Source organism: Moorena bouillonii PNG, from assembly GCF_001942495.1.
Lineage (GTDB): Bacteria > Cyanobacteriota > Cyanobacteriia > Cyanobacteriales > Coleofasciculaceae > Moorena > Moorena bouillonii.
Genome location: NZ_MKZS01000001.1, coordinates 2,259,954 through 2,286,365 on the forward strand (window position 1 = coordinate 2,259,954; position 26,412 = coordinate 2,286,365).

The 26,412-nt window shown below is 43.2% G+C and carries 15 protein-coding genes; 11 read left to right on the forward strand and 4 right to left on the reverse strand.

Annotated features, from left to right (window positions below; genetic code table 11):
* Positions 1–82: 82 nt before the first annotated feature.
* The 4 genes from BJP37_RS09430 to BJP37_RS09455 all read right to left on the reverse strand — a co-directional run bounded on the left by BJP37_RS09430 (position 83) and on the right by BJP37_RS09455 (position 9,772).
* A complete protein-coding gene (locus BJP37_RS09430; RefSeq protein ID WP_075905933.1) occupies positions 83–1,420 on the reverse strand; it encodes a phthiocerol/phthiodiolone dimycocerosyl transferase family protein in 1,338 nt (445 codons plus the stop codon).
* 102 nt (positions 1,421–1,522) lie between these two features.
* Positions 1,523–7,969, reverse strand: a complete 6,447-nt coding sequence (locus tag BJP37_RS34300; RefSeq protein WP_081431121.1) for a type I polyketide synthase — start codon at positions 7,967–7,969, stop codon at positions 1,523–1,525.
* Positions 7,970–9,088: 1,119 nt separating this feature from the next.
* Positions 9,089–9,223 carry a hypothetical protein gene (locus BJP37_RS43415; RefSeq protein WP_269086975.1) on the reverse strand — a complete coding sequence of 45 codons (135 nt, stop codon included), beginning with the start codon at positions 9,221–9,223 and terminating at the stop codon, positions 9,089–9,091.
* Between the two features lie 306 nt (positions 9,224–9,529).
* Positions 9,530–9,772 carry a polysaccharide biosynthesis protein gene (locus BJP37_RS09455; protein WP_143727542.1) on the reverse strand — a complete coding sequence of 81 codons (243 nt, stop codon included), beginning with the start codon at positions 9,770–9,772 and terminating at the stop codon, positions 9,530–9,532.
* A 650-nt stretch (positions 9,773–10,422) separates the two neighbouring features.
* Between BJP37_RS09455 and BJP37_RS09460 the strand changes: the two genes are divergently transcribed.
* The 11 genes from BJP37_RS09460 (at position 10,423) to BJP37_RS38825 (ending at position 26,359) form a co-directional block, all read left to right on the forward strand.
* Entirely contained in the window at positions 10,423–12,516 is a 2,094-nt protein-coding gene (locus BJP37_RS09460) for a PEP-CTERM sorting domain-containing protein (protein WP_075898272.1), read from the forward strand.
* Positions 12,517–13,760: 1,244 nt separating this feature from the next.
* A complete protein-coding gene (locus tag BJP37_RS09470) occupies positions 13,761–15,065 on the forward strand; it encodes an ABC exporter membrane fusion protein (RefSeq protein WP_075898276.1) in 1,305 nt (434 codons plus the stop codon).
* Between the two features lie 203 nt (positions 15,066–15,268).
* Complete coding sequence (gene devC, locus BJP37_RS09475) at positions 15,269–16,441, forward strand: ABC transporter permease DevC (protein WP_075898278.1); 1,173 nt, start codon at positions 15,269–15,271, stop codon at positions 16,439–16,441.
* A gap of 72 nt (positions 16,442–16,513) precedes the next feature.
* Entirely contained in the window at positions 16,514–17,254 is a 741-nt protein-coding gene (locus BJP37_RS09480) for a DevA family ABC transporter ATP-binding protein (RefSeq protein ID WP_075898280.1), read from the forward strand.
* Between the two features lie 103 nt (positions 17,255–17,357).
* Positions 17,358–17,639 (forward strand): acyl carrier protein, encoded by a 282-nt coding sequence (locus BJP37_RS09485; protein WP_070392160.1) that lies wholly within the window; start codon positions 17,358–17,360, stop codon positions 17,637–17,639.
* Between the two features lie 55 nt (positions 17,640–17,694).
* Entirely contained in the window at positions 17,695–21,600 is a 3,906-nt protein-coding gene (locus BJP37_RS09490) for a type I polyketide synthase (RefSeq protein WP_075898282.1), read from the forward strand.
* 163 nt (positions 21,601–21,763) lie between these two features.
* Entirely contained in the window at positions 21,764–22,981 is a 1,218-nt protein-coding gene (locus tag BJP37_RS09495) for a type III polyketide synthase (protein ID WP_214607750.1), read from the forward strand.
* A gap of 10 nt (positions 22,982–22,991) precedes the next feature.
* A complete protein-coding gene (locus tag BJP37_RS09500; protein WP_075898286.1) occupies positions 22,992–23,588 on the forward strand; it encodes an isoprenylcysteine carboxyl methyltransferase family protein in 597 nt (198 codons plus the stop codon).
* Complete coding sequence (locus BJP37_RS09505; RefSeq protein WP_075898288.1) at positions 23,585–24,622, forward strand: class I SAM-dependent methyltransferase; 1,038 nt, start codon at positions 23,585–23,587, stop codon at positions 24,620–24,622. Before BJP37_RS09500 ends, BJP37_RS09505 begins: the two co-directional genes overlap by 4 nt.
* Before the next feature lie 113 nt (positions 24,623–24,735).
* Positions 24,736–25,851, forward strand: coding sequence for a sulfotransferase (locus BJP37_RS09510; protein ID WP_075898290.1), 1,116 nt, complete (start codon positions 24,736–24,738; stop codon positions 25,849–25,851).
* A 361-nt stretch (positions 25,852–26,212) separates the two neighbouring features.
* A complete protein-coding gene (locus BJP37_RS38825) occupies positions 26,213–26,359 on the forward strand; it encodes a hypothetical protein (RefSeq protein WP_158069499.1) in 147 nt (48 codons plus the stop codon).
* Positions 26,360–26,412: the final 53 nt, after the last annotated feature.

Here is a 26,412-nt window from a genome sequence, read left to right on the forward strand (position 1 = left end):
TAATTAATTTATAAATAGTTACTCTTGTTTAACTTTTATTATCAGGGGTCTATAGCTAGCATTTGTGGCCCTACGTTAGGGGTCAAGCTACCTTGGTCAAGCAACCATCAATAAGACACGACAGGACATTATTTGCCATTTTTTCCATTGAGTTTTGACTAATTGATGGCTCAGAAAATATAAAATTTAATATCATTTTTTCCTCAAAGGTTGAAACAGCAACCGATAACGTACCCCCACCTGCTCCTTCGGCTGCAACAAAGCTGATTTCTTCTAGTTCAAAGGAACCGTAATGTTTAGGAATATTGACTTTACCAATATTGGTAACAGATACGGTTACCGACCCTTTATTAGGGTGCCTTATAAACCACTTAATCCCGGCTTTAATTATCAGACAAAATCTAAATAAATTGGCTTTTTTTAAACGAGATTCGAGCTGTTTTTTAACACTCCGAGCTAAATCCCAGAATGATAGATTGCTTTGTAAGGTGTGATATGAGGTAACACCTGAAATTAGCATCCCCATGACCTCATCACTGACCACTGGTTCCAAGCGTCTGCGCAAGTCAACATAGGATAGGCAACTTACACACAACCTTTTTTTCTTATTTGCTGTGATGCTTTTTGCGGCAGTCAACAGCATCGCTCCACACAGGGCACCATGTACTGTTGTCTTTTCCTTTTTGCAACGATTGATCAACTCTTGGGTTAACCCTTTGTCTAAGGATTTTTGCACCATACCACAACGGCGTAAATTAATGGGTACGCACTTCTCAAACCCGAGAGTTTTTGGTCGATACCAAACCTGATTAAAAATTATTCGTAATAATAGCAATGATCTATGCCAAATCCCTTGCAATCCCCTAGTTGATATCGGAATTAACCTATCTATGGGTGGGAGTATGGGTAAGGGAAGCACTGAAGTTATTGGTTCCCCACAGTGAATTTTCTCGCAGTAGGTCAAAATTGCTGAGTGCAGTCGGACACAAGATAAGCCGTCTGATATAGCGTGGTGGATTGATGTAATCAGATAGTTCGCACTGTTTTCACTCTCAGCACGAACTAGCACTGCCCGCATCAAACCTTTATCACTCTCAATTTCCTGATTCAGCTCTTCAAGAACAACCTCTTGCCAGTGTTCGTTGTAGAGATTGTCAACCACACGCAAAGGAATCTTGGACACCCCTTCAGTTTTAAAGCAAAGATTATCTAATGAGCCAACGATACGAGAGTTAAGACAAGGGTAACGGTATTGAATCAGGTCAAGAGCCTGTCTAAGGATTTCTTCACTCAGAGGTCCTTTGACGCGACTCATTGTTACTACATAACTGGATTTAGCAAGGCGATTTAAGATTTCCATCCCTTGCTCGACAGGAACTAGTTTTCTGTCTAGGGTTTCTCCTGGCGAGATTGGCGACATTGTTAACATCTTCAATGTTTTGGTTGATTGTTCCAGTTTGGTAAGGTGCACCCTGATTTTTGCCACTAGTCACACTGAGCACTCAGCACTCAAGCACTATATTTAGATGGATGGTTCAGTGCTGAGGGTTACTCGCCCCTGTGAACTATATCCAACTTCAGTAATATAATGGTTGGGATCGTGAAGTTCAGCCATGATGTACTGAGCCGAGCGCTCAGCATTCAGATCAGGACTCAGATCAATGCCCCGGCAAAATACTGATTTCCATTCAAGGTTTAGGGTTTTAGTCAATCCAAATAGACCCGCACCAATTGCACCAAAGTTCATGTTTTGTGCTAATCCAAACGCTCCATCAAGACGAGCAACAGTCATGAAACAACTCCGTCCCTGACGCGCCGCTTGATTCAGTGATGGTTTGAGATGTTTGGCCATCAAAAATACCTGCTTAAGAAGAGCTTTTTCTAGGTCAAGAAAGCGAATCCCATCATTGAGCCCGGTACCAATCGCAGGATTGAGATGAATGAATGCACCAACGAAACCATAGTTAGCAGTAATTGCTGCCAATTGTTGTTTCAAATGCTCCTCACTCAAATCGTTCAACACAATACGACTAACTCCTTTCGGTAAAGGTGGTTGTTCTGCAATCAGGGATTGGGGAAAACTTAAGACCACCACTTTCCAGTCACGCTCTGTTAGGGATTGAGCCAGTTTGGATGTAGTGAGTGAACCATCATCGGTTAACAAAACAATATGCTTGTCAGGTAACGTCAAATCCAAACTATCTGGCTCAGGCAAAGCTTTAAGTTTTACCAAACAGCGTGGAATATTATGATCTAGGTCAAGTTGCTCACTAGAAGGCTGCTGCTGGAACTCTTTTTTTTTAGTCGTCGCTGTCTGCTGTTGAAGATACTCAACAATTTGACCAAGAGTGCGCAGTTCTCCGAGTTCCTCTGGATTGGCTTGAGGCAAATCAGGGTACATCTCCTGTAGAGCGCCTAGGATTTCCACCCGTTTGATGGAGTCAATCCCTAAATCGGCTTCCATGTCCATATCCAGCTCTAACATGTCCGCTGGATAGCCGGTTTTTTCGCTAACCACATCTAGCAGAGTTTGACCGATGGCCTTAACATCTATAGCTGGTAATGGTGTTAATGGTGTGGGAGTTTCTAGCGGTAGACTTTCTTCAACTGGTTGAACCTCATTGCTTTCCACTGGCTCAGATTCGATTGTTTCCATCTCAGCTGAGCTGTTGGTTGTTGCTTCAGGTTGGACAGGGATAACCTTTGAAGCATTCGACTGTAAGTACTCTACGATTTGACCAAGGGTACGCAGTTCTCCAAGTTGCTCTGGATTGGCTTGAGGCAAATCAGGATACATCTCCTGTAGAGCGCCTAGGATTTCCACCCGTTTGATGGAGTCAATCCCTAAATCCGCTTCCATGTCCATATCCAGCTCTAACATGTCCGCTGGATAGCCGGTTTTCTCGCTCACCACATCTAGCAGAGTTTGACCGATGGCTTTAACATCTGTAGCTGGTAATGGTGTGGGCGTTTCTGCCCCTAGATTTTCTTCAACTGGTTGAACCTCATTGCTTTCCACTGGCTCAGATTCGATTGTTTCGATCTTAGCTGAGCTGTTGGTTGTTGCTTCAGGTTGGACAGGGAGAACCTTGGAACCATTCGACTGTAAGTACTCTACGATTTGACCAAGGGTGCGCAGTTCTCCGAGTTGCTCTGGATTGGCTTGAGGAAAATCAGGATACATCTCTTGCAAAGCACCTAGGATTTCCACCCGTTTGATGGAGTCAATCCCTAAATCCGCTTCCATGTCCATATCCAGCTCTAACATGTCCGCTGGATAGCCGGTTTTCTCGCTAACCACATCTAGCAGAGTTTGACCAATCCCATTAATATCCGTGGCTGCTGATGCTGAAGATGCTACTTTTGCTGTTGGCTCAACCTTAACTTCAGCTACTGGACTTTCCTGAACGGGTTTTGAGACATTGCTTAAAGCTGGCTCTGGCTCTGGCTTCGACTCCTTGAGCAAAGTAGCAGCAGGATTCGGTTTAAATGTTTCCTCTTGGTTGACAACTTCGGTATTCTCAGAAGTTTGGCTATCCTGTTTCTGTACTAACTTATTTTTTTGCTTGGTCTCTGTAGTCAGTTTAGTAGTGGATGGCAAATTATTGAGACTATCCTGAGCGCTAGTAACCGATGTTGTCACCGTTGTAGAAGTATCTTGTGTGGTTAACTCCTGATTCCCCAGCAATTGATTACCATTACCAGCTTCTAGCCCTGGTTGATCAACAACCTCACCTTTGAGAACCTCTTGATACTGCTGTTTTACCAGTTGGAAAAAGTTCTTGGTATACTCTAGCTGATGGTTTAAATATTGCTCATGGACGTTGAGAGTCTGACCTTGCTGCTGGTGAAACTGCATCATAGTGCGTTCTAAGCTCTGTATCACAAGTTGCTTCGTTTGCGCTTGTTGATCAGTTCCGTTGCTGTTGCCAAACAAGGAATGCTGCTGCTGCATCAGTTGGAAAAAGGTTTTGGCATATTCCAGCTGATTGTTCAGATATTGTCCGTGAACCTGTAACGTTTCACCTTGATGTTGACTAAACAACTTCAAGCTATACTCTAAGCTCTCTAAAATACGTTGGGAATTTACAGATAGAGTTGGTGTTGAGAGCATGTTCGATTCAAGAGCGGGTTGAGTAAGAGCTAGTGCTGGTTTGGCATCAGACCTGTCATTGGTGCTACTCCCAGAGGAGGTCACAAGATGCCCATTTGTCTTCTGGGTAGGTTGAGTGGGAATTGATGTTGGTTTGGTCTGAGAAGTCTCCATGGGACGTAACCGAGATGTGGGCTGGATGAATGGCGAGAGTGCAATCCTGTTTCCTGGGTTCTGGGCGATCGCCCCTTTGCCATTGCTCTGGCTAGACCCATTTCCATTACTCAAGGATTGTTTCGATTCAGTGACAAGCTTAGTTGAAGAACTCCCCTGATAATTGGGCTTTGCGGTGTGACCATTGCTCTGGCTAGACCCATTTCCATTACTCAAGGATTGTTTCGATTCAGTGACAAGCTTAGTTGAAGAACTCCCCTGATAATTGGCCTTTGCGGTGTGACCATTGCTCTGGCTAGACCGATTTCCATTACTCACCGATGGTGTCGATGGAGTGACAAGCTTAGTTGAAGAATTCTGCTGATGATTGGCCTGAGCTGTGTGACCATTGCTCTGGCTAGAGCGATGTCCATTACTCAAGGATTGTTTCGGTGGAGTGACAAGCTTAGTTGAAGAACTCCCCTGATGATTGGGCTTTGCGGTGTGACCATTGCTCTGGCTAGACCGATTTCCATTACTCAAGGATTGTTTCGATTCAGTGACAAGCTTAGTTGAAGAACTCCCCTGATAATTTGCCTTAGCTGTCTTACCATTGCTCTGGCTAGACCCATCTCCATTGGTGAGCATTTGTGTCAGTTGAGTTTCCACTGTGCTCACATGACTTGCCCCATTATCCTGACCAAGAGATGTCACTTGATGTCCATCCTGCAAAGCCTTTTCAAAAGCCTTTTTCGTCTTTTCTGACACATAATTAACGCAATTTAAGCGGACATTGAGCGGTTTTTTATTGTCAGTCTTGGGTGCTGGAGGCTCAATTTGGTAGGGGTCGAGGTTTTTCAAGGGCAAACCAGCAACGCGCAACTGGATAACCGCTTGACGCAATTGGCGATCGCTATCCTGTTGACGACTCGCATTTAAGGCTACGGCGACATGGGGTTTATCACCAAGAATATCCTTTATCAAGTGGGTCAGGATGCTCCGAGGTCCAAACTCAACAAAGCAATACCCCCCTGCATTGTAGATAGTTTCGATTTCCTGCTTGAACAGTACTGACTTGCTCAAGTTTACTCCCAAAATGTTTTTAATGTCTTCTGGTTCAGTGGGATAACGCTCCCCAGTCACATTGGTATAAACAGGAATTTTTGCTTTTTTGAACGTAACTGCTTCACTGGCTTGAGCAAAAGCTTTTTGGGCATGTCCAATCCGAGAAGTATGGAAGGCAGCGGAAACTGGCAGCAATATAGCAGAATACCCTTTTTCAGTCAACACTTCCTGTACCTTCGCAATTTCTGCTGTTGAACCGGCTAAGACCACTTGGCGATTCGAATTGAAATTGGCAATGGTAATTTTAGGAAAACTATCAATAACCGCTTTGACTCGATTAACTTCTTCGTTCACCGCCAACATGGCTCCCGGATCAAAATTTGGATCATCTGGGGTTGCCATTGCCTGGCCTCTAGCTTTAACTAGGAAAAAGTAATCCTCATCACTCAAAACTTCAGCAGCCCAGAGAGCAGTGAGTTCTCCAAAGCTGTGTCCAGCAATAAAATCAGGCTTAAATCCTGCCTGTTGCAGAATCTTGTAAAGACCAACACTGAAGGCTCCAATGGCTGGCTGAGCATAATCTGTACGTTGCAGTACTTCAGCCTGGATATGCCGTTGAGCTGTATCAAACACAGGCGCAGGAAAAACCGTTTCTGAAACGGGCTTCAAACTATCCTTGAGGAACAGACTATCGATATAACCATAGGTCTGGCGCAAACAAGGGAAATTCATCACCAGTTCCCGCCCCATTTCTAGATACTGGGAACCTTGGCCTGAAAATAGGGCAACGACTTTTCCTTCCAGCTTCATGCCACTTTCACGATAGTAGATCCCTTGGGGATGATTCCACGATTGTGCTTGTGGTCTGTTTTTCAGGCAGTTAATAGTGGTTTGTAAGCATCTGCAAGCTTGTATTAGAGAATCCGCCACAAACCCCACTCTAGCTTCAGTGACCGGAATTTCTTCAGCTTTACAGCTATCAATCAGTTCCTGGTAGTGCTGCTCTCCAGTTTTAAACTGCAACTTTTGTAAGGTATCTTCACAACGAGCTAACAATTGGTCTGGTGTGGGTGCAGACAGGAGAATCGACTGGGAAGTATCGTGTAAACGATAGACATGATTGTGTTCTTGTTCATATTCTTCGAGAACAACATGATAATTCGTGCCACCAAAGCCAAAGGAACTCACACCAGCACGCCTTGGACTATCTCCTTCAGCGCGAATCCAGGGTCGGGTTTCAGTATTCAAATAAAATGGTGAATTATCAATATCCAGTGATGGGTTGGGATTGGTGATGTTGATAGTAGGTGGCAAGATTTTGTGGTGTAGAGCCAAGGCAGTTTTGATGAGACTAGCTGCACCAGCCGCAGCTTTGGTATGCCCAATCTGGGATTTAACACTACCGAGAGCAACATACTGTTTTTTGGGGTTGTTTTCACTAAAAACGTCCTTTAGAGCCTTGAATTCACTGGGATCCCCAGCTCTAGTCCCCGTGCCGTGTGCTTCAATCAGGCTGACACTGGTAGGAGAGAAACCTGCATCTTCGTAAGCCCGCTTCAAGGCTTTCGCTTGTCCTTCTGGGCGAGGAGCGTAAATGCTTTTATATTTACCATCACTGGAGGTACCAATGCCTTTGATCACAGCATAGATTGTGTCATTATCTCGCTTCGCGTCCTCCAGACGTTTAAGTACCAGCATCCCGATGCCTTCACCCAGCATCATCCCATCCGACTCAGCATCGAAAGGCTTTATAGTTTGGCTTGGCGAGATGGCAGGGGTTTTGCTGAAACATATATAGGCCAACAGAGAGTTATCCGTGTCAACTCCTCCAGTCAGCATCATGTCAGCGCGATGCTCACTCAGCTCACTCATTGCCATTTTTAAAGCACCTAATGAGCTGGCACAGGCAGCATCCACTACACAGTTTGTTCCCCCCAAATCTAGACGGTTGGCAATGCGTCCAGCAATAACATTAGCTAGCATCCCGGGAAAGGCATTTTCGTTCCACTGCACATAGGCTAGCTTTATTTTTTCTACAATTTTTTTAGTATCCTGATCGGATAACCCACTACTTTTTAGGACTTTCTCCCAAATCGGATACTGCAATCTCACTGAAAGTGGTGTACTTAGTTGTTTTGCCAGTGCCGAGCCTAGGATTACCCCAGTACGCTCTCGATTAAACTCCCGGGATTTGCCATAGCCCGCATCTTCCATCGCCTCCTTTGCCACTACTAGACTTAACAACTGGGAAACATCTGTTACTTCCAGGATGTTCGGAGGGAGCCCAAACTCCATGGGGTTAAAATCGATATGTGGGATAAATCCGCCTCTTTTGCAGTAGGTTTTGTCCGGTGCCTTGGGGTTTGGATCGTAGTAGTCGTCTACATTCCAGTGGGAAGCAGGAACATCCGTAATACAGTCGATTTTTTCAAGAATATTCGTCCAGTATTCCTGCAAATTTCTGGCTTTCGGTAAAAGCGATGCCATGCCAACAATGGCGATAGGAGTTTGTGGCAGTTTTTGGTTAATATTGCTTGATTCTGTTAATTTATCCGACATCGTGTCTTTCCCTTGGATACGTTGGATCAGATTCTTTTCAAAGCTATCCAAGTCCTCTTGGAGCTGGGCCAATGCCATGTCAAGTTTAGAATTAGACATAGACTGATTCTTAACCACGGTAAACTAGTTAACTTAATTTAGATAACTTTTAATTTTATTAGTATAAAACTATTTTTATAAACTGATTATGTAAGTTTTTTAATTTATTTTTACGAATTTAGTTTTTTCAGCAAGTTTTGCAAATACTCAAATCGTAAATTAGTTTAGCTATTTTTTCGCTGACTGACATAATTACAAATTAATTTTATCATATAAAAAAACTATTGTCTTCAACCATTACTGCTATTTCAGCTATTGTAAATAGTATCGATTGGCCTAGGGTATGATTTGGATAATCTTTTCACAAATTTCATGTGCTGAATGTTTATTGTTGACTGTTTGTAAAGAGACATAAAAAACTCCCAAGAGAGGGACGTGGGGGCAGAGAGGGAAGTAGGGGAGGAGCAGGCTTGATTGTGTTTTAACCCTCACCACTCTTGGCGCTTATTCACAGGTTTATTTCGCATAAATTAGCCCCTGAATTTTCAGCAAACTACTCTATCTGCTTCAGTTATGATTAACAGGTTTTAATTACGGCTTAATTTCACCCTATATCCCACAACCGGTCACCCCACAACCAGTCCAGCTTTCAAGCTGCTTGTCATCCCCTGAGGTATTCAGCCATCAGCTAACGCCCTACGTGCTTACTGTACTTGCCAGCTATCAGCTATTGATGATTCCTGCAACAGAACCGAGTAAGGAGCAACCCATCACGAAGCGCGTCGCTCACGAAAACAAGCTTATGGGGGAACTCTCTTTATTGATCAGACGTTGGATTAGATTAGCTGTTTGTACAGCATGCCCGTAGCGGGTTAGCTCAGGAGTTGATAGGTGAATGCTTACCCTAAAATAGCAAACTTTTTTCTCCAGACCAAGTCTATCTATCTAGACCGATAGCAGCAATATAGTTGGTGTAAATGACAACATTGACCACATTGATGGTATAAAAATTATCTGAATTTAACCTAGCCAATCTCTAGGGCTTGACACCTTGAACCAGATAAAAATTAAATAAATAAAATAAGTTTTATTAAACGAGTAGCACAGGACTCTCGCCTGTCACCGTTTTGTTCTGTTGAGCTATAGCGTTTCTAGGACTCATGAGGTACACATTATTTTTTACCTCTTCCCTCTTCCCTTCCCCTCCTGGGAGGGGTTAGGGGTGGGTTCCTCTTCCCTGCTCCCTGCTCCCTGCTCCCTGCTCCCGTCTTGATGCAGTCGCTCATGGGGGAAACCCCCAAGACCGCGCTGCATCGCTGCTCCCTAAAAACCAGAAATTTGTACCTCACAAGTCGTAGAATTGCTATAAACTATGGTTAGCATCATTAAATTAGTTTGAATGAGCCATGTAGTTTTACAAATAAATCTAGAGTTACAGGTTTAATGATAACTTAAATACAATAATCATACCATTTGACAAATATCAGATATATATTTGATTAATTTTGTATAAATTCTTGATTAAGATCATGGCGATTATAGCGTTAGGTAGAGCTTTGAATCGTCAACCACTAGGACTCTGTCAATTGACTTTTGAGGGTTAGGGCAAGGTTAATGGTGTTAGGTGTTAGGTGTTAGGCTTTGAGATCCCTCACGGGAAGAAAGATCAGCTCCTAGGCATGCGATCACATCCCCTGTACCCACTTCACGCCAAATCACCTCAGCCCGTTTACGGACAATGACTTCTTCGAGATCAGATAGAATTAATCGGCTGCCAGCCTTTAATAACTGTCGGGTTAACTCCTGTCCAAAAGCACCAGCTGCACCGGTAATGAGTACAACTGCCTCTCGTAGATGAGTCATATTCCTGATTCGTAATTGATTTATACAGAACTTCTATTCAATCATTCAAAAACTGTGAATGAAATTCCGAAAAATCAAGATAAAGTAATGGTAAAAAATTGGTAAAGACCTAAAATTTACCCGCACAGGCCGATATCGTGCCTATAACGTTAAAAAGTACCTAAAAATAAAAAAGTCTCTTTTACTCAAGCTTATTAATAAATTTACTACGTATTTTAATAGACGAAAAATATATATTTTATACAGAGTGATTTTCTCCAAAGACAATTTTTTCTTTTAATTTATCTAGAGTTAATACCAGAGCCAATTCATTGACAGTTTCAGGTAATAATTAGTATGATTGAGCATTCACTATGTTGTTTCAATAAAGATCTCCAAAATCTGTGGTTGGATAGGCTCGGGGTATGCAACAATTAGTTGAGAAGCTAGCGGCTGCTTAGGTAACTTGAGTTAATTATCTCAGGATAAATATTTGTCTTGGTTGTAACTAATGCCTTGACCACTACCTTACCGTTAACTCTAATAGGGATGACAGACTGTAGCCTCAATCACCCTATATGACTTCAGAAACGGTCATGGTTTTGACCAAAGCCGCCTGGGAGCATAATTTTTCTACCAAGTACAAGGAAGAATAGGGAGTTTTAATTTTGGTGAAAGCCTCCATTTTTGCTACCGCTAATATTTTATTAGCTACTTTAGGAATTTTGGGAGTTGAGGTCAAACCTGCTACATCTCAGTCCTTAAATTTTTCTGATCAGGAAGAATCTGAAATCAGGAATTTTTTGAGCAGCCTATCGTCAAACAATCGAAGGATTTCCAATAATAATTCATTCTTGAAAAGACTATTGCCTTTGCCCATAGTCAACAGCAGAACATCAGGTAGTAGTCAAACCTCAGATAATATATTATCCGAATTTATTACTGTCCTGAAAGTAGGCACCCCCGGTCTCGATGCTTTTGTAGGGGATTCAGGGACTAATATCATTTTCACTCGTACTGGCAATGATATTTTACTGGGTGTCGATCCTGGTACTCCTATACCTGGTCAAGGAGAAATTGATATCTTAATTGGTGGTCCTGATAGTACTAGTGACGGATCGAGCGCCAATGCCCCTACCAGAGACCGATTTTTGTTGGGGGATGAAAATAATCCCTACTACGCTGGCGGTACCGGATTCCGAGGGAAGAAGGACTATGCTTTAATTGGAGACTTCGATCCCAACCAAGATACTATTCGGCTTCACGGCGACTCAAGTAATTATACTCTGAAACCGATCGGACCGAAAAAAAATGGCACAGCCATATATCTGAATAATCCTAGACCTGATCTGATCGCCATTTTGCCAGGAGCTTCTGGTCTGAGTGTAGATGGTGACTACTTTGAATACGATAATACTCCCCCATCCCAACAAGCAGCTTTCGATAATGCTCAGCAGTTGGGAAGTGCCAGTGTTGATATCGCGTTTAACGTTGGTACTGATAGCGTTGGTAATGTATACGTTACAGGATGGACTCAAGGGGACTTGGGCCAATCCAATGCTGGATCTCAAGATGCCTACGTAGCTAAATACAATAGCCAGGGTCAACAACAGTGGGTTAAACAGTTGGGGACTTCTGGTGAGGACCGCTCTTTTGATATTAGCTTTGACAGCGCTGACAATGTTTACATTGCAGGCACCACCACGGGTAACTTAGGAGGGTCGGTCGTTGGAGGAGATGATGCCTATTTTATTAAGTTAGACAGTAATGGCAACACGCTGTTGAGTCAACAGTATGGAACTGAGCAATTCGACACTGCCTTTGCAATTGACGTTGATAATGACGGTAATATCTACACTGGGGGATATACTACAGGTGACTTAGGGGGAGTAAATGCTGGATCAGATCAGCCCATTCCCCTGTTTGATGATCCCTATGTGGCCAAGTTTGATAGCAATGGTAACCAGTTGTGGGCTAAACAGTTTGGTACTGTTGAGTTTGACGAACTTTACGGTGTCGCCGCCGACAACAATGGTAATGTCTTTGCTACAGGATTTACTACTGGTAAATTAGGCGAAGAGCATGCTGGCTTGTATGATGGCTGGTTGACGAAGTTTGATAGTAACGGTGAGCAGTTGTGGATTGAGCAGTTTGGTACTTCTAATTATGATTTTGCCTGGGATCTTGCTCTTGATAGCTCTGGTAATGTCTACAGCACAGGATTTACCTTGGGCTCTTTAGGGGGACCGAATGCTGGGTATTATGATGCTTTCTTGGTTAAGTATGACACGGATGGCAACCAGCTATGGAGTCAACAGATTGGGACTTCTGGTTCTGATAGCGCCTTTGCTATTGACATCGACAGTGACGGCTTTATTTATATTTCAGGAATCACTGATGGTGATTTAGGAGGAACCAATGCCGGACTCAATGATGTCTTTATTGCCAAGTTCGACAGTGACGGTAACCTGTTGATGACTGAGCAGTTTGGAACCCCCGAAGATGACTTTGCCTTATTTGGTATTGATGCCCAGCAGGCTGCTCAGGTTTACTTAGCCGGATTTACTGATGGGTCTTTGGGAGGAGCTAATGCCGGATCCTTTGATGCCTGGGTAGCTAGTTCCAGCCTTTCTGCTGGATCTGTGCCTTCAGCTCCTGAACCCACCACCATTTTGGGTTCCTTAGCCACACTGATTTTTGGTGCTGGGTTCAAGAAAAGACTTGGTAAGAAGTTCCACACCACTGTCTCCAAAAAAAGTACTTAACACGTTTAATCTAAAACCATTAAGCTAACACCAGCAAAACCTTATCATGTAAGTATTCAGCTATCAGCTATCAGCGTGTCGCGTATCAGCGATTTTGGGCAAGCTACTTGGGGTGCCAAAGGCCAACAACTGAACACTGACCACGGGTGCATCTCACTTTTGCAAAAATACGACCATTGAAAGCTAAAAAACTTCTACAGTTCCCTGAGTGATAGATTTACAACTTTGAGATGCACCCCTGACCACTGACGGCTGACCGCTGACGCCTGAATGCTTACCTTATGATTTCCTAAGTTAGTGATCTACTGAGAGTAGCTAAAACCCAATAGCTAAAACCTGAGCGGTCTTGCTTGAGGGTGTCTTCTACCACTTGATCAGACTTAGTACTTAGGCTCGAAGCTTATTGATTTAGACTGGTAGTGGGCTATAGGATGTGGAGTGTAGTGAGCAAAATTGGAACATTGATTGTTGGGTTTACTGCTTAACTGCTAAGACTTTTCTTAAAGCGATGGAGCAAGGGAACAGGGGAGCCAGTGCGTTCAAAGGAGGCCACCCCACTCGCTATTGCATCAAGACAGTTACAAATTTTTTATATAAAATTTTTAACTATTACGTTGAACAAAAATTATTCAAAAAAATAATTATCAACTTATCATTCACTTCAATTAAGGGTCCTGGATATGCGGGGTTTTTAAAAATTAAAAAATATTTCAAAAATTCCCTTGCCATAACTTGGAGATCATGACAGAATATTTCAAGGTATAGAAATAGGTTAATTGTCAAATCAATCAAGTTTAATTTAGGGTAATAACCGTTTTTTTGAAAATAGGTTCAGTGGTGTACGGGCAACATTCATAAATAATTTGATTTTTACCAACTTGCCAAACTTTGTAAACACTAGTGCCATCTAGTGATGGTCAAGATCCTATAGGGTTTCTCGTACTTATGAGGTAAAGTCAATTTTATTCTCGCTACTCCCTACTCCCTTCCTCCCTTACTCAGGGTGGTTAGGGGGGATTCCTGCTCCCATTAACCCAGGACAAAAGTATCTCACCGAATGAATAAATGCTATATATCTATGATTTTGTTTTATTGCTGAATCAATAGCAAATTTAGCCACTTAAAACCATCCATGTTTCCTGCCTCATGTTCTTAGATGAGGTTAATGTACAACAGAATTTATTATACAGTGAACCCAGTGGCATTGCGATGCACTTCTCCACTACTATTGCCAACTAAGGATTATCGTGCATAAGGAAAGTCAATCATTTACAAACCCTGTAAGTCAGTGGTATCTGATTTTCTCAGCAGCTATGGCTTTAGCTACTGGGGGGATTTATTTCTATGGCTTGCCCCAATTTGAATCGAAACGTCAAGCTTCTATATCAAATTCCCCAGAAAATAATACCATTGTCATGGTTGGGGTCACTGCTCTTGGAAGTCTAGAGCCTCAAGGAGGAGTGACTCGTTTGTCTGCCCCTAATTCTGTAGGAGGTACTCGAGTTGACCAACTCTTAGTGAAAGAAGGAGACAAGATTAAGGCAGGGCAAATCATCGCTCTGCTAGACAGTTATGCTCTTCGTTTTGCTACTTTAGAACAAGCTAAACAAAACGTTAAAATTTCCCAAGCTCGTCTGGACAAAGTCAAAGCTGGGGCTCAGACAGGAGAAATTTCGGCACAAGAGGCAACGATCGCTCGCTTACAAGCTCAGTTACGAGGGGAAGTGGCGACACAGGAAGCAACTATGGCTCGCTTACAAGCTCAGTTACGAGGGGAAGTGGCGACACAGGAAGCAACCGTGGCTCGTTTACAAGCCCAATTGCGTAATGCTCAAGCCGAGTATAAACGTAATCAACAACTCTATAAAGAAGGTGCAATTTCTGCCTCTGTTTTTGACAGTAAACGTCTACAAGTGGAAACGATTCAAGAGCAAATTAATGAAGCAAAAGCTGCTCTGAAACGAACTGTGGAAACGATTCAAGAGCAAATTAATGAAGCAAAAGCGACTCGGCGACGGACTATGGACACCGGTCAAGAACAGATCAGTCAAGCAAAAGCGAATCTAGACCGTATTACTGAGGTTCGTCCAGTAGATGTACAAATAGCTCAGGGAGAGATTGAGAGTGCGATCGCTGCTGTCAAGCTTGCTCAAGCTGAACTAGATTTAACCTACATCCGTTCTCCTATCGATGGACAAGTCCTGAAAGTTCACACGAAATCTGGAGAAATTATTGGCAGTAACGGGCTTGTTGAGCTAGGTCAAACCGACCAGATGTATGTAATCGCAGAAGTCCATGAAACGGATATTAGCAAAGTCTATATGGGTCAAAAAGCTACTATTAGTAGCCCTGCTTTTGAGGGTAAAATACAGGGAACAGTTGCTGAGATTGGTTTACAAATTGACAGACAACAGGTTTTTGATGTTAATCCTGGATCAGATACAGATCGTAAAGTGGTGGACGTTAAAATCCGCATTGATGATTCCGTAGACAGTCAACGAGTTGCAGCATTTACCAACTTACAAGTAGAGGTAAGGATTCACCTGTAACTCGGTTAAGCAGATTTAGAAGTGTTGAATTCACCAATAAAGGTTTACCAAAATAGTTGATGTCTGTCTATCGTTTTTGTCAAGCGATGCAGCGCCGCATTCTTACTACCTACTCCTATTAACCCAGCACGAAAGTCCCTCACCACATTGATAATTTATATATTAAATTACCCAGACATCTCATTTACTAAAATGCTTGAAGAATGATTCTCCAACTTCCTATTGCCTGGTTACAACTAGCGAGACAAAGAGTTCGTTTGATCGTTGCTCTCGCTGGTATTGCGTTTATCGTTGTTCTTATTTTTATGCAAATTGGGTTTAATGATTCTCTCTATACTAGTGCTACCAAGGTGCATCAAATTATCAACGGTGATTTATTTTTAATCAGTTCTCAATATAAATCTCTGACCGCTAAGCAAAGCTTCCCTCGAGAGCGTTTATATCAAGCTCTAGGATTTAATGGAGTAGAAGCAGTTAGTCCGTTATATCTACGATTTGCGAAATTCAAAAATCCTATTACTGATCAAAAGTACTCAATCTATATTATTGGCTTTGATCCAGGAAAGCCTGTGCTTAATTCCCCGGAAGTTAATCAAAATCTGGATATACTCAAACTTCCTAATGTAGTTTTATTTGATCGGAAGTCTAGACCTGAGTTTGGTCCAATTGCTGAGAACTTTGAGCAGGGAAACACGGAACAAACTATCGAAATATTTGGTTTTGCAGCTAGAAAAGGATATCGAGTTAAGGTTGGAGGCTTGTTTAGTCTAGGACCTTCTTTTGGGGTGGACGGTAATTTAGTAGTTGGCGACTCAACATTGTTCCGGATATTCGATCTCAATTCAGGAATGGTTGATGTAGGAGTCATTACCCTCAAACCTGATGCTGATCCTGAAATAGTTTTACAAAATTTGAAAAACCACTTATCTGAAGATGTTTTAGTTTTTTCTTATCAAGAATTTGTTGACTTTGAAAAAGACTATTGGCAGACCAGAACTCCTGTTGGCTTTATCCTTGCTCTGATGCTATTTATGGGCTCAGTTGTTGGTATAGTTATTGTCTATCAAATTCTTCATAGCAATATTTCTAATAACATAGTTGCCTATGCCACTCTAAAAGCAATTGGCTATCCAAATCAATACTTATTATCTGTAGTATTCCAACAGTCTGTTATATTAGCTATTTTAGGTTATATTCCAGGATTTGCTATCTCTTTAGGTCTGTATAATGTGGCAAAAAATGCTACTGGATTACCAATGGAGATGAGACTTAATCAAGCCTCTCTAGTTTTAATAGTAACAATTTTAATGTGTTTTGCTTCTGGCATATTGGCTGTTAATAAAATGCGGTCTGCTGATCCAGCTGATATTTTCTAGTTTTCTTTTTAAAAAATTGATAATTACTAGATTATAAACTTTATAATTACTAGATTATAATCCAATAAACCGATGTCCCAAGAAATTTTGATTGATATAAAAAAACTGAATCATTACTTGGGTCAACGGTCATTACGGAGCCAAATTTTATTTGACATTAATCTGGAAATAAAATCTGGAGAAATTGTCATTATGACGGGGCCATCGGGGTCAGGTAAAACAACGTTGTTGACGTTAATTGGAGGATTGCGTTCTGTACAAGAGGGAAGTCTAAAAATTCTAGACCGAGAATTGTATGGCGCTAGTCCTGAACAATTAGTGTCAGTGCGTAGCCACATTGGTTATATTTTTCAAGCTCACAACTTACTAGAGTTCTTGACAGCCCGGGAAAATGTTCAAATGGCGATTGAACTGCATCGAGGCATCTCTCACCGGGAAGCTCGCACTAGAGCTGAAGCTATGCTCCAACTGGTTAAGCTGGGGGATCGAGTTAATCACTACCCTCAAAACCTTTCTGGGGGGCAAAAACAACGGGTAGCCATTGCCCGTGCTTTAGTCAATAATCCCAAATTGGTCTTAGCAGATGAACCAACTGCTGCCTTAGATAGTAAGACAGGTCGAGATGTGGTCGATCTTATGCAACGACTAGCTCATGAGCAAGGATGCGCTATTTTGATGGTGACTCACGATAACAGAATTTTGGATGTTGCTGATCGCATCCTTCGTATGGAAGACGGGTATCTACTCACACCACAGTCACCAGCTAATGACGAAATCCAAAAGGAAAAAGTCGAAAAACAAATTGAAAATTGAAAATTGCAATTAATTAAAATAAATTGACGGCAATTAGCAATTATAAATTGGCAATTTGCTTTTGAATAATGGCAAATTAAAACTAACTAAAAAAGTAAACACAATGCTTGAAACTATCGCTGATAAAATCGATCAAGAATGTCATACTGAAGAAGCTATTCAAGCCTGGTTAGTTTCCCATCTCGCCCAACGACTGGAGGTTGATCCTGAAGAGATAGATATCCAGGAACCATTTGAAAGCTACAACTTAGAATCAGCAGATGCTTTGATTCTTTTAGGTAGATTGGAAAACTATCTTGGCCGTGAGATATCTCCCACCCTGTTGTGGAACTATCCTAACATTGAAGCCCTAGCAGAACGTTTAGCTGAAGATGCGAATGACTAAACATCAAGCAGCCAGTAGTGGTAATCATGACCAAAGTTCAGATTAAGGTTAAGAAATGGAAGCGATCGCAATTATTGGTCTAGGTTGTCGTTTTCCTGGTGCCAGAAACCCGGAGGAGTATTGGCGGCTCCTATGTAACGGGGTAGATGCCATTACAGAGATACCAGCTGATCGGTGGGATATCGATGAGTTCTACGATCCTAAACCTGGTACTCCAGGAAAAATGAGTACTCGGTGGGGTGGCTTTTTAGAACAAGTAGATCAATTTGACCCCCAATTTTTTGGAATTACTCCGAGAGAGACAGTTTATATCGACCCCCAGCAGCGACTTTTGCTAGAGGTCGCTTGGGAAGCCCTGGACAATGCTGGGCAGGTGCTAGAAAAACTAGCCCACAGTAACACAGGTGTTTTTGTTGGTATTTCTGCCAGCGATTACCACCAGCGTTTTCAGCAAGGGGGGTATAGTGTCATCAATGCCTACATGGGGACTGGCAATGCTTTAAGTATTGCTGCTAACCGCCTCTCCTATCTATTTAATTTTCGAGGACCGAGTATGGCAATTGACACAGCCTGTTCCTCCTCATTGGTGGCTGTGCATCTTGCTTGTCAAAGTCTGCAGAGTGGAGAGTCTAATTTAGCCTTGGCAGGTGGAGTTAATCTGCTACTGTCTCCGGAGTTGACCATCATTTTCTCTCAGGCACAAATGATGGCTAAGGATGGGCGTTGTAAGACCTTTGATGCCAGAGCCAACGGTTATGTCCGGGGAGAAGGCTGCGGTATTGTAATACTCAAACGTCTAGAGGATGCGATTAGAGACAATGACAATATCATTGCTGTGATCAAGGGTTCAGCACTTAACCAAGATGGCCGTAGCAACGGACTTACCGCTCCCAATGGTCCGTCTCAAGAAGCAGTTATCCGCCAAGCTTTGGCAAATGCTGGAGTCGCACCAGCTCAAATTAACTATGTCGAAGCTCACGGTACAGGCACTCCCCTAGGAGACCCAATTGAGGCCGAAGCTCTAGGGGCTGTGTTGAGTCAAGACCGTTCCCCGAACAACCCCTGCATTATCGGTTCCGCTAAAACCAATATCGGTCATCTAGAATCTGCCGCTGGCATTGCTGGTTTAATTAAGGTAGCGCTATCGTTACATCATGGCAAGATACCAGCGAGCCTGCATTTCCAAACACCGAATCCCTATATTCCCTTCGACAAACTTCTGCTTCAGGTACAGCAAACCTTGACCCCTTGGCCGGAAACCGATGGTCTAGCTTTGGCTGGATTGAGTTCTTTTGGTTTTGGCGGAACTAACGCCCATATAATTCTAGGGCAAGCTCTCCAAGGGGATGAGAAGTTTAAGAAAAAGAAGTCTGTCTATCCTGGGATCTCCTCGTCACCTTATCTACTTCCTCTATCTGCTCGCAGTTCAGAAGCTCTCAGAGCTATAGCTCAGGAGTATCAGGAATTCCTAGCACCAGCAGCGTCTGGTAGCACTGCCTCATTATCAGACATTTGTTATACAGCTAGTGTGCGACGTTCTGATCATGACCACCGTTTGTCTCTGGTATTTCAAAACTGTGAGGAACTAACGGAAGGCCTTGAAGCATTTTGCTCTGGAGAAACTTACTCCGGTCTGTCTTGGGGTCGTAAGCAACGGAACCGCCGTCCTAAGCTAGTTTTTGTCTTTTCTGGTCAAGGACCGCAATGGTGGGGGATGGGGCGTGAATTATTATCTACTGAACCGGTCTTTTTCTCCACTATAGAGAAGTGCGATCAGCTGCTACGTTCTTATGCCAACTGGTCACTGCTGGAAGAACTGACTGCTAATGAGTCAACATCCCGCTTGGCAGAAACTGAGATTGCTCAGCCAGCTATTTTTGCCTTGCAAGTTGCTTTAGCTGCTTTGTGGCGGTCTTGGGGAATAGAACCCAAGGCCATTATCGGCCATAGCGTGGGAGAAGTAGCAGCAGCTCATGTTGCTGGAGCTCTCAGCTTGGAGGATGCAGTCCAAGTTGTTTTCCACCGCGCTCGCTTCATGCAGCAGGGAACAGGTCTTGGAAAAATGGCAGCTGTGGAGTTGTCCGTAGCTGAGGCAGAGGAACTCTTAGCTAAGTATGCCGGTCGTCTGTCTATTGCTGCCATCAATAGTCCTACCTCACTGGTTCTATCAGGTGAAGCAGCAGCCCTGGAAGAAGTGCTTGAGTCCCTTGAGCAGCGACAAATTTTCTGTAAGATGATGCGGGTGAATTATGCTTTCCACAGTCCCCAGATGGAGCCGTATCAAGATCAATTAGTGCGATCGCTTCAAGGAATTACACCTCAAACTGCATCTATTCCAATCATCTCAACCGTTACAGGTTTAGCTCATGAGGGTGAAAATTTTGATGCTGCCTACTGGGGACGCAATATCAGAGAGCCAGTGCGTTTTGCCGCTGCCATTGATCAACTTATCAAGAGCAAGCATAATCTATTTGTAGAGATTAGCCCCCACCCAGTCCTAGGGATAAATATCTCCCAGTGTCTCAAGAACTCGGACAAGAACGGAACAGTATTGCCTTCTCTACGCCGACAGCAACCGGAACGAGCAGTGATGTTGGGTTCTTTGGGTACTCTCTACAGCCAGGGCTACCCAGTAGACTGGAGCCGACGCTATCCATCTGGGGGTCAGTGTGTTGCGTTGCCCTCTTATCCTTGGCAGCGATCGCGTTACTGGTTGGACGTAGTTCCTAACTCAACTGAACAGGAGAGTTCAGGGGTAACCGTAACCCTGAGCATGCCATCAGAAGTTAATGGGAAATCCACCCCTAATCATGGTGTCGCACCGGAAGCCAAGCCAAGTCTAACCCGCGCTAAATTGCTGGCTGCAGAACCAGAAGAACGCCAGGGACTGTTGGAGTCTTACTTGACAGAATTATTAGCGAGGGTTATGGGAATTGGTGTCAGCCAACTGGACTTACAGCAGCCCCTTCATAGCTTAGGACTTGACTCCATAGTCGGTGTTGAGCTTAGGAATCAAATTGAGACTGATCTGGAGGTGGTTGTTCCTCTTGAATACTTCATTAGTTTAAGCATTGAGGATTTTATCACCCAAGTTTTCCTGCTGGTTGTTAATGAAGGAACTCAAGAGAAACCTAGAACTACAGACTCGATGGATTCAACTAATGAGTCTTCAGGGACAATGACCTCTTCAGAGAAGGTACTACCTCAAGCCAATCTTTGGGTCACCCGTCCAAAGCCGAATCCCCAAGCAAAACTACGTCTATTCTGCTTCCCCTATGCGGGAGCTGGTGCTTCTATCTTCCGCTCTTGGTTAGAATTGCTACCACCAGAGATTGAGGTTTGTTCAATTCAATTGCCTGGGCGAGAAAACCGACTCGAAGAAGAGCGATTTACTCGCCTCTCACCTCTGATTCAGGCCCTAACACCTGTTTTGCATCCTTACTTAGACATTCCTTTTGCCTTTTTCGGTCACAGTTTAGGAGCGTTAATTAGCTTTGAGCTTGCCCGTGAGTTACGCAAACAGAACTTACCTAGCCCAGTCCACCTATTTGTTTCTGCAAGCCCTGCTCCTCAGCTACCGGATCTGAATCTACCTATCCATCGACTACCTGATGATGAATTTATCCAGTCACTAGGTCGTTTAAATGGAACACCACAGGAAACATTAGAAAATCCTGAGCTGATGGAGTTATTCCTCCCAGTGTTGCGAGCAGACTTTGCGATTTTGGAAACTTACTTCTACTCCAGCGCAGATCCCCTCGATTGCCCAATCACAGTGTTTGGTGGCAAATCCGACCCCAAAGTCAGTGATTCGGAACTTGAGGCTTGGCGCAAGCAGACCCAGAAAGACTTCACCCTGCAAATGTTTCCTGGCGACCACTTCTTCCTCAAGAGCCATGACCAGCTTTTATTGGATGCGATCGCTAGCCAACTTAGCCAACCTGTCGGGGTGATGGGGTGATGGGGTGATGTCAAATCCCACTCCCGGATCGAGAGTGGGATACCACCCAGATACTATTGCTCACAACAAAGCATAACAATCTTCCTAATCTAACTGCTAACCACTAACTACTAACTAATAATTACTAACCACTATTTTCACAAAGCAGCAAAATCTTTCAACCTTGGCCAAAAGGCCACGGTACTCGAAAAACCGACTAACTTTCAACCAACTAACTTTCAACCGACTAACTTTCAAGCTATTTAAGAATAAAATTACCATGCCTGTTATTGCTGCTACTGCCTTCACGTTTCCCGAGCACTACTATCCTCAAGAAGTGCTAGCCACAGCGGTCAAAAAGTTTTGCATCACGATGAATCTAGATTTTGATCTAGATACCATCGACCGCTTTTTCACCAATGTCAATGTCAAAGGCCGTTATTTCACCCACTCCCTAGATTCCTTGTTTGACCCACCGACTCCCGGAGTCACTGCTGAGCGGTCTATAAACCTTGCTCTCGATAACTTTGAAAAAACTGTGGGGTCATTGTTCAGTTCAACCGGCATCGAGCCCGAGGAGATCGCATTAATCGCTTCCTCTACACTAACCATTTCGGTTCCCTCCCTGGAAGCTCGGTTAATGAATCGCATCCCTTTTTCACGGTACATCAAACGACTACCAATGTTTGGCTATGGCTGCATGGGTGGAGCAGCAGGTATAGCGCGAGTGACAGAGTACCTAGAGGGACACCCCAAGGATGCTGCAATTTTCTTTGCTGGTGAACTGTCCTCTGCTCTGTGGCAGGGTTCCTTGCAAATGGAATTGCAAACAATGATTTCTAAACTACCAGACGACCCCTCTCTCTACAGCGAAATCATTTGCTCTATCGTTACTGCTGCATTGTTTGCTGATGGGATGGGAGCAGTTTTAATGGTAGGTCGCGAGCATGCCTTAGCCAAGCCAGGTCAAGCTCGGGTAATTGATATTGGATCAATCTTGCTTCCCAATACCACTCACTTGATGGGAATGGATATTGCCGATACCGGCTTCAGGAATATTCTTAGACCTGAAGTGTCTGACCATCTCAAAGGAGGACTGCGAGAGGTGATTGACCGACTCCTGAACAAGCATAACTTATCAACAGATGATATCTCTTGCTGGATTGTGCATCCAGGTGGACCGAAGGTAATTAAAACTATACAAGAGGAATTTGGACTGACTCAGGAAGCAGTACAGCTTAGCTGGGACACCTTAGAAAAAGTTGGCAATATGTCTTCATCCACTGTGCTCTATATGCTTAATGAAGTCTTATCTCAAGAGCAGCCGAGTCCAGGTAGTTATGGCTTGATGGTCGCAATGGGACCAGGTTTCTCCCAAGAAATTCTGCTATTGCAATGGTAGGAAGCGCTCCATGATTACTAAGGTTATCTTCACGCTTGTTGTAGTTGCGGTGATTTTACAGCGACTGATTGAACTTCGTATCAGCAAACAGAATGCAACATACTTGCTTACTAATGGAGGACGAGAATATGGCTCAAATTCTCTTTGGATAGTGAAAGTATTGCAGGTGAGCTGGTTTGCAGCGATGATTAACGAGGTTTGGTGGCTCAACCGCCCTTTTATGCCAGGATTGGCAGCAATAGCACTGATGCTTACTGTAGCTGGTCAAGGCTTGCGGTATTTATCAATGCGATCGCTAAAAAAGCGTTGGACTCTTCCGATCATCACCTTCCCAGGCAAGCCTGTAGTTAACTCAGGAATTTACCTTTACCTAAAGCATCCCAATTGGCTAGGAGTAATTCTGGAAATCGCCGCTTTACCCCTGATCCATACTGCTTATTTCACCACTATCGTTTTCAGCATCGCCAATGCTCTATTAATGAGTCGGCGTATTCAAACTGAAGAACAAGCCTTAAGCGAAGACACCAACTATGGTGATGTCTTTGCCAATCGACCCCGTTTTATTCCAGTCATTGGATTTATTAAAGGAGCTAATAGTTCTAGATGAGAGTTGGTATTAATCCTGAAAACTTGCTCGAAAAGAGTGCCCTTGCCTTGGGGCAAGTACCCCAACCTGCGATCGAAACTCAAGCCTGCCTGATTCTAGCCCGATCTCTTATAGCAGCAACACAGCTAGGTGTGTTTGAAGCCCTAGGGTCAAGTTCACTTTCAGCCGAAGAGATTGCTGGGCGGTGTAATCTCAACAAGCATGCCTTAACCCAGCTTTTAGATGCTCTTGTTGCTACAGATTACCTTGCCAAGCAGAAGGAGTGCTATACCTTGGCTCCAGTTGCCCGTAAATGGCTACTAAGTGAGAATGAGTCGTCACTTTACGATTACACCATTAGCCGAGTTTTGGCGTGGGAATGGCTCACCCACTTAGAAGAGTTCATCCGCACTGGAGAGCCTTTGAAATCTCACGATAAAATGTCCCCCCATCACTGGCAACTTTATCATCGGGGTATGCGCTCAATCGCTAGCGTAGCTGCTTCTGAAGTAGTCCAATGCACACCTGTACCAACTGGTGCTCAGAAAATGCTAGATGTTGGTGGCTCTCACGGCTATTTGTCAGTAGCCCTCTGCCGCCGCTACCCTGACCTTAAAGCCGTCATCCTCGATTTACCTGAGGGCATTGAATATGCAGCACCGCTCCTGGCCGAGGAAGGCATGGGCGATCGCGTGGTTTATAAAGCTGGCAATGTTCTTACAGACGATCTAGGCACCAATGCTTATGACTTAATCTTTATGGCTAACCTAATACACCACTTTGATGAAAAAACCAATATTGAGCTATTTCAGCGTTTGGCTGAAGCTCTGCGACCTGGAGGCCATCTCGTCGTTCAGAAAACTATATTTCCTTCCAAACACGATGGACAACTGGGTACATTGGGGAATTTGTTTTTCTCTTTGACCAGTGCTGGTAGTAACTGGTCTTTCTCTGAGATAGCTCAATGGCAACAAAAGGCAGGTTTAGTTCCCCGCAAACCCATTGAGTTCCGACGAACACCAGCCACTGGTCAACAGGTGGCAGTAAAGCCCTAAGTCTGTTGGACGGACACACATATTAGTCATTATAGCAGTTCTCAAATTGAGAACTGCTATATATGTCTCTAATTACTAAAAAGTATTTATCATCAATAACTGGTATCTAAAACATGTTAAAGGTTTATTACCGAATTATTATTTCATGTTGGAAAACCTTTGGGATAAGCCACTGGTTTTTTTTATGGTTATTTCTGCCACCCTTAGCTTTTATTTTGGTTAGACTAACCCTGGCTTTAGATGAGATTTTCTTTTATAAGTATCGTGACATTAAAGTGGTGAAACCGATATTTATCATTGGACACCCTCGGAGTGGGACTACTTTCCTCCATCATTTATTAACCCAAACAGAAGAATTTACTACATTCAAAGCTTGGCATATTTTTGTTCCATCACTCACAGCTCGTATTTTAGCTAAGCCTCTGGTTGACTATTTAGTCAAACACAATCTAAACTCCCTGATACCTGATGATATTGGACATGGAATTTCTATTGATAGAGTAGAAGAAGAAGAACTATTATTCCTTCACCAAGCCGATACTCAGTTTGTCCTTTTAACCACACCCTTAGCCTTTGATGATCAGGAGCATCCAGAGCTTCGCTTCCATGATCAGCAACCAGCATCTCGTCGTCGAAGTTCAGTAAAATTTTTTGAAAGTTGTTTAAAGCGGCATATCTATTACACAGGGAAAAAACAAGTAATTGCGCAAATTCATTTTTCTACTCACCGCATTAACACATTGCTAGAAATATTTCCAGATGCCAAATTTATCTATTTAGTTCGTCCACCTCACGAAACAATTCCTTCTCATCTTTCCCTGGATCGAAATTTTCTGGATAACCAATGGGGTCTAAAAAATATACCACCCGATAAAATTAAACGATATGAGGAAAGGCGATATCGCTATAATGTAGAACTTTATCGCTATTTTTATCAGCTTCAAAAAAATCAAGAAATTCCAGAAAGTAACGTCATGATTATGCCCTATAATTTATTACGCTATGATTTAAAAAAAGCTTTTGATAAGATAGTAATGTTTACCGGAATTACTCCCAGCGATAAATTACAACACTCTATAAAAAAACAAGCGCAACAACAGACAAAATATAAACGCAAACATCGTGTCAAAAATATTGAAGAATTTAACTTAACAAGAGAGCAGATTATGAAAGACCTTTCATTTGTTTATGAGGAGTACAATTTTGACAAGATCACCAATAGACTATAAATAACAATCAACAAATAACAATAAACGGAAACACTCAGCTGTCAGTTAACACGCTACTTGAAACGCTTACCTTACCAGATATCAGCAATTGATATAGCGATTGCCCCGCTATCTTAGGTAAATCTCGATCAGGGCTACTACAAGGAGAGTGGCAAGAGGGGGAGGAAGGGGAAGAAATTTGCTGTGTACCTGATCCAACTGAAAACCGGTATATTGACCTAGAGAACATCCAGACAAGACTGGACAACTTGGAAAATTTGCAAAAAAGCTCAAGTAGAGACGTTATTATAACGTCTCTACTTGCTTTATTGACCAATCTTGCAGAACATTAGCTGTTTACATGGTCTTGATGCAATAGCGAGTGGCGCATGGGTCTGTGTGGGGAACTTCCTTCCGCACCTGTCTTGATGATGCAGTCGCTCATGGGGGAGACCCCTCCATGAAGGCACTGCCTCCCCAAGACTCCGCTGCATTGCTTCCGAAGCATGGGCGTTCTTCCGACGGCTGAATTGTGATCACCTACTGGAAACAATTTTTACTGCTCACAGCTGCAAGGATAAT